The sequence below is a fragment of the Lactobacillus nasalidis genome, from assembly GCF_016587775.1.
Lineage (GTDB): Bacteria > Bacillota > Bacilli > Lactobacillales > Lactobacillaceae > Lactobacillus > Lactobacillus nasalidis.
Window position 1 is genome coordinate 1 of sequence record NZ_BOCG01000426.1, and the last position, 7,121, is coordinate 7,121.

The 7,121-nt window shown below is 55.5% G+C and carries 8 protein-coding genes and 1 rRNA gene; all 9 read right to left on the reverse strand.

The window, feature by feature from the left end:
- A partial coding sequence (locus lacNas_RS07870) for a branched-chain amino acid transport system II carrier protein (RefSeq protein ID WP_201336200.1) occupies positions 1–201 on the reverse strand: 201 nt, incomplete at its 3' end.
- Positions 202–625: 424 nt separating this feature from the next.
- On the reverse strand, positions 626–949 hold the full coding sequence (locus lacNas_RS07875; RefSeq protein ID WP_201331492.1) for an AzlD domain-containing protein: 324 nt from the start codon (positions 947–949) through the stop codon (positions 626–628).
- Entirely contained in the window at positions 933–1,643 is a 711-nt protein-coding gene (locus lacNas_RS07880; protein ID WP_201331493.1) for an AzlC family ABC transporter permease, read from the reverse strand. Before lacNas_RS07880 ends, lacNas_RS07875 begins: the two co-directional genes overlap by 17 nt.
- A 98-nt stretch (positions 1,644–1,741) precedes the next feature.
- Positions 1,742–2,653 (reverse strand): DMT family transporter, encoded by a 912-nt coding sequence (locus lacNas_RS07885; RefSeq protein WP_201331494.1) that lies wholly within the window; start codon positions 2,651–2,653, stop codon positions 1,742–1,744.
- A 152-nt stretch (positions 2,654–2,805) separates the two neighbouring features.
- Complete coding sequence (locus tag lacNas_RS07890; RefSeq protein WP_201331495.1) at positions 2,806–3,546, reverse strand: gamma-glutamyl-gamma-aminobutyrate hydrolase family protein; 741 nt, start codon at positions 3,544–3,546, stop codon at positions 2,806–2,808.
- A gap of 1 nt (position 3,547) precedes the next feature.
- The gene (locus tag lacNas_RS07895) at positions 3,548–4,357 is read right to left on the reverse strand and encodes a Cof-type HAD-IIB family hydrolase (protein WP_201331496.1); all 810 of its coding nucleotides are present in this window, start codon (positions 4,355–4,357) and stop codon (positions 3,548–3,550) included.
- Positions 4,358–4,421: 64 nt separating this feature from the next.
- Positions 4,422–5,294 (reverse strand): alpha/beta hydrolase, encoded by an 873-nt coding sequence (locus lacNas_RS07900; RefSeq protein WP_201331497.1) that lies wholly within the window; start codon positions 5,292–5,294, stop codon positions 4,422–4,424.
- A complete protein-coding gene (locus tag lacNas_RS07905) occupies positions 5,287–6,597 on the reverse strand; it encodes a PTS sugar transporter subunit IIC (RefSeq protein ID WP_201331498.1) in 1,311 nt (436 codons plus the stop codon). The genes lacNas_RS07900 and lacNas_RS07905 overlap by 8 nt, the downstream gene beginning before the upstream one ends.
- Positions 6,598–7,013: 416 nt before the next feature.
- Positions 7,014–7,121 (reverse strand): 5S ribosomal RNA (rrf, locus tag lacNas_RS07910); the annotation flags it as partial.

Consider the following 7,121-nt stretch of genomic DNA (forward strand, 5'->3'; position numbering starts at 1 on the left):
GGCTCTGGTAACCGCCAGGGCCAGCAAAGACGCCAGAGGGATCAAAGTCCCGGAAACGATGAAGCCGATCGCGGCCGGCAGCCAGTTTTTCCCGGCCAGCTGCCCCAAGTGAACCGGAAAGATCAAGTTGCCGGCTCCGAAGAACATCCCGAAAATCAGTGACGAGATGATCAAATACTGTTTAATGCTTAACTTTTTCATGATAAATCTCCTTGTAATCACTAGCATGATTCTGGGGAGATCAGCGCTAATCTCGAGTCGCTAAAAAAGAGTCAAAAAAAGCGTCCCAGCGGAAACCATGTTTCCGCAAGGACGCTTGTCGCGTGTTACCACCTTTGTTCGCTGCTTCGTCGCCAAAGCAGCCTTACCCCGTGCTGGCCCGTCGGCCAAGACGTTGTCGCTGTAAAGGGCGAACCCATTTGACACTTCGCGCGCGGCGTCGCATCAACCACTCAGAGCCTACTTTCGCTCCTGGACCCGTCTGCCGCTTTCCCAGCTGACCGCGGCTCTCTGCAAGACTTGCGTCCGGGCTACTCTGCTCTTTTCAGTGTTTCAACTCGTTTTTTAACTTGTTTATAATTTAATCCATTTCTCAGCGAAATGCAAGCTTTTTGTTCAAAAAATTTTAAATCAGCCGCAGCAGGGCCACGCTGGCCACGCCGGTGACCACAATCCACATCAGGCTCTTGGTGAAATATGCCACCAGCAGAGTCGGCAGGGTCGCCGTCAGATACTGCCAGTCGACCTTGGGCAAGTGGCCCTGCCTGGCCGTAAACAGGCTGCCGAACCAGAGGGTCGTCATGATGACGATCGGCACGAACTGCAGGAATTCCACCATCCATTTCGGCAGGCAGCACTTTTTCAGAATCAGAAAAGGCAGGATTCTGAGCAGGGTCACCCCGCCGCCGCAGACCAGAAAAGTTATCAGTAATTTACTCGAAAAAGACATGCTTGATCACCATTCCCACTAAACACCCCACTACCGTGACCACGATCGTGGACACGCTCGACGGCAGGAAGATCAGACCCAGGTAGGTCAGAACCATCGTCACGCCGATCATGACCAGCTGCAGCTCGATCTTGACCGACTGATCCGTAATCAGCTGCAGGTAAAGCAGGCCCAGGAACATGGCCACGACCGCGTAGTCCAGGCCCAGGGCCTTGGTGTCGGTGATGGCGCTGCCGATCAGTGCCCCGAACAAGCTGGAGAAGCACCAGGCCGCGTAAGCCACCAAATTGGCGGCGTTCAGCCATTCGTAGTTCAGCTTGCCCTTGGTGTAGTTGAGTTTGGTGATTGCCAAGGCAAAAGTCTCGTCCGTTACCAAGGTACCCAGCCAGAGATTTTTAACCAGCTTCTCGTTCTTGAACTTCGGAGCCAGGGTCATGGTCATCAGCAGCATCCGGGCACTCATCAAATTGGTTGCCGCGAAAATCGAGAACAGGCTGCTCCCGGCTGGCAGCATGCTGACTAGGGAGAACTCGCCCGAAGCAGTGTAGACCAGCAGAGACATGACAAAAGTCTCCAGTGGACTGAATCCGTTGGTATGCGCAATAATGCCAAAAGCCGTGCCGATCCCCACGTAGCCCAGAACGGTTGGCAGGGTATCCTTTACCCCGGTTTTGGCGTCTAATACATCGTTCAATTGTTTTTCCCCCATGTTAATGATCGAATCATTGCTTTGATTTTAACACAAGTTAGCCTTGATATGACGGGCTTTTTTGGCAATGTGCATAAAAAATTCTAAAGGCGCCGGCGCAGTTTTCCCTGCCGCGGACTCGGCAGCAGCTGCAGGCTGGTGGCCAGGATGACCAAAAGGCCGCCGATCATCTTCATGATCCCGAAATCGCTGCCCAGCAAAGAAACGGACAAGACGGTCGCCACCAGCGGCTCAAAGGCCTCCAGCATGCTGGCCAGGCCGGCGGAAATGTACATGACGCTGGACAAGTAGAGCGAGTAGGCAAAAACGGTGCCGGCGATCACGATGTAGACCACCAGACTCCACTCTTTGACCGTGACGCCCCGGGCCGGCAGCAGGACCAGGGCCGGGCTGAGCAGGATTCCGCCCAGCAGCATCCCCCAGGCCAAGACCGTGATGGTCCCGTACTTTTTGAAGAGCTTGGCCGGCATGGCAATCGCCAGAGCCTGGGTCAAGGCGCTGAAGAAGCCCCAGACCAAGGTTGCCGGCGTCACCGCCAGGTGGGAAAAGTTGCCGCCCGTCACCATCACCGCCGTGCCCAAAACCGCCAGCAAAACGGCGATCAGGTCGACTCTCCGGGGCAGCTGCCGGGTCTTGGCCGCCATGAAGCAGACGATCAAGACCGGGGCCAGAAAAACCAGGACCGTGGCCGTGGGCGCGTTTGAGGCCGAAACCGTGTAGAAGTAGGTGAACTGGGCCCCGGTGATCCCCAGCACTGAAAACAGCGCCGCATAGACCAGGTCGCGGGGATTCTTGAAGATGGAGAAGGTCCCCTTGCCCTTGTGCACCAGGGACACGAGCAGCAGGCAGGCGCCCGCCATCCAGGAGCGGACGTCAACCAGCCAGAAGGTATTGATGTTGGGGTTTTGATAGAGCATTTCCGCTGCCGTGCCCGAAATTCCCCACAAAGAGGCGCCGACAACCGCCAAAGCGATTCCCACTTGCTTTTCTTTCATTTTCTCTTTCACCGCCATAGTTTCACGTGTAACATTCCTGCTTGACTTGCAGTCAGATCCTTTTACATTATGACAGCTTTATGAGAATTTTGTTAGTCTCTTTCTAAAAAAGTGCACAAAAAAAGCAGCGCTTGTCCGCTGCTTGTCGTTTGCTACTTTTCTGCCTGTTCGATCAGGTACTTGAAGAGCCGGTTCATGATGGCGGCTTCCGGATCGCTGCTGCCGTGCATCTCTTCCGGGTGCCACTGGACGGCGATGACCTTGCCGTCCGTGCTTTCCAAGGCTTCCGGCACCCCGTCGCCGGCGCTGGCCGATTCGGTCAGGTCCGGGGCCACTTCCTTGATCAGCTGGTGGTGGAAGGAGTTGGTCATCAGGCTGCTCTGGCCCATGATCTTTTCCAGGGTCGTGCCGCTCTTGATCTTGACGGCGTGGGTACCCACGGCCGGCCGGGTGGCCTGCATGTGCTTCAAGGTCTTGCCTGGCCGCAAGGAGAGGTCCTGCCACATGCTGCCGCCGTGAGCCACGTTGATGATCTGGGCGCCCCGGCAGATGCCCAAGACCGGCTTGCCGGTCTCTTCAGCCCGCTTCAAAAGGGCCATGTCGAAGGCGTCGCGGGCCGGCCAGGTTTCCCCGCTCTTTTGGTCGATTTCCTCGCCGTAAAGGTGCGGGTCGACGTCATGGCCGCCCGACAGGATCAGGCCGTCAACCAGGTCCAGCTGCTGGCGGGCCATTTCCTCGCCGCCGGCCGTGAAAGGAATTACCAGGGGAATCCCGCCGTTTTTCAAGACGGAATCAACGTAGGCCGCGTTGACGTAAGTCCGCGGCTCGCCCATGAAGGGGCCGCCCTGGATCGTGACTTCTGAAGCTGAAATACCAATAACTGCTTTTGCCATCTTAATCTCCCATGTCTACAAACTTCTCCACCGCCAAAGCGATGCCATCCTTGTTGTTGCTGGCCGTGACATAGTCGGCCAGCTCCTTGATCTCACTGATCGCGTTGCCCATGGCCACCTTGAAGACTCCCGGCAGGCGGAAGTCGGACAGGTCGTTGTTGTTGTCGCCAAAGACCATGGCCTCCTCGGGCTGGATGTTCAGCAGATCCAGCAGGGCCGTCAGGGCCTTGCCCTTGGAGGTGCCGGGGGTGTTGAACTCCAGGCATTGGCCGCCGGAAGCAGAAATCTCAAATTCCCGCTCGGTCTCCGGACTGAAGCTGGCCCGGAACTTCTTCATCCGGCCCGGCAGCGAAACGTACTCGCCCTTGATGAACTCGTAGTGCTGACCGGCTTCCATCCGCTTGACGCCCATATTGCGGGCCTTGGCGGTGATGCCCACGCCGAAGGTGCTGGCCCCCGGCGCCACGTAAAAGTCCTTGGTGTCCATGAAATACGGGCCGAAGACCCCTCTTTGCTTGAGGGCCAGCAGGTGCTTCACGTTGTCATCGCTCAAGGGACTGGCGCTCAAGACTTCCCCGTCCATGCGCTGGACCAGGCCGCCGTTGTAGCAAATAGCAAAGTTGTCTTCCGGATCCAGCCTGAAGGGTTCAAAGACCTTCAGCACGCCCGGCAGCGGCCGGCCGGACAAGGGAACGACATAGATGCCTTTCTTCCGGGCCTGTTTCAAAACGTTCAAGGTCCGGTCGCTGACCTTCTTCTTTGAAGTCAGCAGGGTCCCGTCCAAGTCAACCGCGATCAATTTAATCTTCATTGGTGCATCCTTTCGTCTTTGCTACTATTTTACGGCAAAAGACAGCTGCTTTCTAATCTGTTGCTTAATCCGCCTTGTTCTTGTGGTTGTCGCTGCTCAGGCCCGGCTTGGTCTGCTGGCTGAGCAGGTACTGCTGGATCATCTTCACGACCTGCTTGTTCTGCGGCAGGCTGGAGTGCTGGGCCTCGGCCCCGGTGACCGTCATCATCGTGTAGCCTTTGACCTGGTTTTGGAAGATGTACTTGCCGGCTTCCACGCTGCTTTCCGGCACGATCCCGTCAGACTCGTAGTTTTCCCCGCCCGACAGGGAGTAGACGATCAAGCTTTTCGGCAGGCGCTTGCGGTACTTGATGAAGTCAGTCAGCATCTGCGTCTTGTACTTGGTGCTTTTTTCACTGAAGTTGTACGGCGACCCCAGGGTCATCAGCCGCTTCATGACGATTTCGTCGTCATAGTCGCTGTAGTAGTGCTCCAGCCAGTAAGTCCAGATCAATCCCCCGTTTGAGTGCCCGAAGGCCTTGAAGTTGTTGAACTTGTAGTTCTGTGCGATTTCGTAAAAAGCATCGTCCAGCCAGCCGGCCTGTTTCTTGATGTTGCTGTAGCCGTCATGGTTGTTTTGGAAGCCGATGACGATAAAAGGCTCATTGTCCCCTTTTTTGATCGAGCCGGAATAAGTCAAAGTGCCGTCTTCACTGATTTCCACCTTCAGCAGGCTGTGCTTGTAAGGCGTATTCTCGTTGAGCAGGTCAACCAGCTCGTTGAAGCGGTTGACCGTGGCGCTGGAGCCGGGCACCATGATAAGGGGCGACAGCTGTGATCTTTGCCGTTCTGCATGTTCCTTGTTGGTCTTTTTCATCCAGGAATAGCCCGGAATGGCCAGCAGCACGATGATCGTCAGCGCCAGGACGATCAGTTTCCAGTTGCGACTTTTAAACATGACGATCGTCCTCCATTTCATAGTCCCGCAGCAGGACCTTGGTCCGGTTGTCCAATTTGACCGCCGGAATCATCAGCACTACGTCCAGGCAGAAGAGGAAAATCGTGAAAAACAGGGTCGGCCAGTTGCCGTTGGTCGCGAAGAAGGCCACCAGCGGCCCCGGCGTGCCCGTCAAAACCGTGTAGACCGGCGTCGGCACCAGGCGCAGGGTGATGGCCAGGGCCGCGATCAGCATGTTGACCACCGGCACGAAAATCAGCTGCAGGACGTAGATCGGGTTCAGAATCACCGGCAGCCCGATCAAAAAGCCCCGCGAGGAACTGAAGAGCAGCGGCCAGAGGTTCATCTTGGCCACCGTTTCCGGTTCCCTGCGCCGGCCCCAGATGAGGATGGCCACTGCCAGGGCCAGGATGGCCCCGCAGCCGCCCATGACCCCGTAAGTCGAAATCAAAGAGCCGCCCAGGTAAGGATAAGGAATCTTCCAGACCGACCCCCGCCGCAGGACGTAGGTCAGGTTGGCCGTGGCCGCCGCGGAGTTTTCAACGTTGCTGAGGCTGTTGATCGGCGCTTCGATCCCCAGCCAGCTCAAGAAGCTGGCCAGAGCCGTCGCCGGCACCGTCAAAAGCAGGTTGTTGGAATTTTCAACCGGGGTGATCAGGGCGGTCAGGCTGAAGTTGGCCTTGACCTTGCTGATGGCAGCGTAAAGGATGCCGCCCAGCACGATCCCGCCGATCACGGTCACCAGGGTCGGCTTCAAGGCCCGCAGCGCCCGGTCCTGCACCAGCTTGGTGTGCTCATAGTCCACGGCTTCATAATCCGCGCCCAGCCAGTGGAAGATCTGCCCGACCCCATAGCCCAGCAGCAGGGCAAAAAACGTGTACTGGAAGCTCAAAAAGCTCCCCGACAGCAGCGAGATCCGCCCCGTCAGGCCCAGCTCAAACAGATAGATCATGATCAAGAGCGTGGTCAAAGCGCTGATTCCCGCCATGGTGGCGTCTTTACGGTAAATTTTGGCCGTGAACGAGGCCGCGAAATAAACCGTGAACAGGCAAAAGAGGCTGAAGATAACTTCAACCACGCATTGCGACAGACTGGTCCCGATGTCCCAGAAACGGTCGCTCATTATTTTGTCAAAATCAAACAGGTTATAGATAAAGCTTTCCGGCGCAAAAATGCTGTCCTGCAGCACCTGGAAAAAGGCGCCCACAGTCGCGATCGGCATCAAGACGGCAAAGGTTCGCTGAGCCACCCTGAAGAAGGAACGGCGGCGCAGCCAGATGCACCACTTGGCTAATTTGTCCATTACTCTTCCCCCCACAAAAACTACTTTTATTATACAAATTAAATTACTGGATAACCATTTTTTTCGGCTTTTTCGCACAAAAAACCGGACCAATCAAGTTGGTCCGGTTCCTTACAAGTTATCTAACATTTTCAGCTGTCTCAGTTGCCAATGTGGGGTTAACCAGCATTACCAAACCGATGATGAGTGTTAGTAATCCCATGGTAGCTGCCTGCTTTCTATGTAGTTTTAACTTAAAGGTATAAGCTATATTCTCATTCTACCGGCCCGGCTGCCAAAAAGCGAGCCATTTGCTCATCCTTAAGGAATACTTTACAAAAGTAAGTAGAATCCAGCAAAGATCAACAGAAAAGAACAAAAACAAAAAACAAAAAACAGAAACAAAAAAAGCCAGACTTCCGTCTGACTCTTGCTTGGCGCGGCAGCTTCCTATCCTCGCAGGCAGTTTCCCACCAACTACTTTCGGCGTTAAGAAGCTTAACTGCTGTGTTCGGCATGGGAACAGGTGTATCCTTCTTGCCATT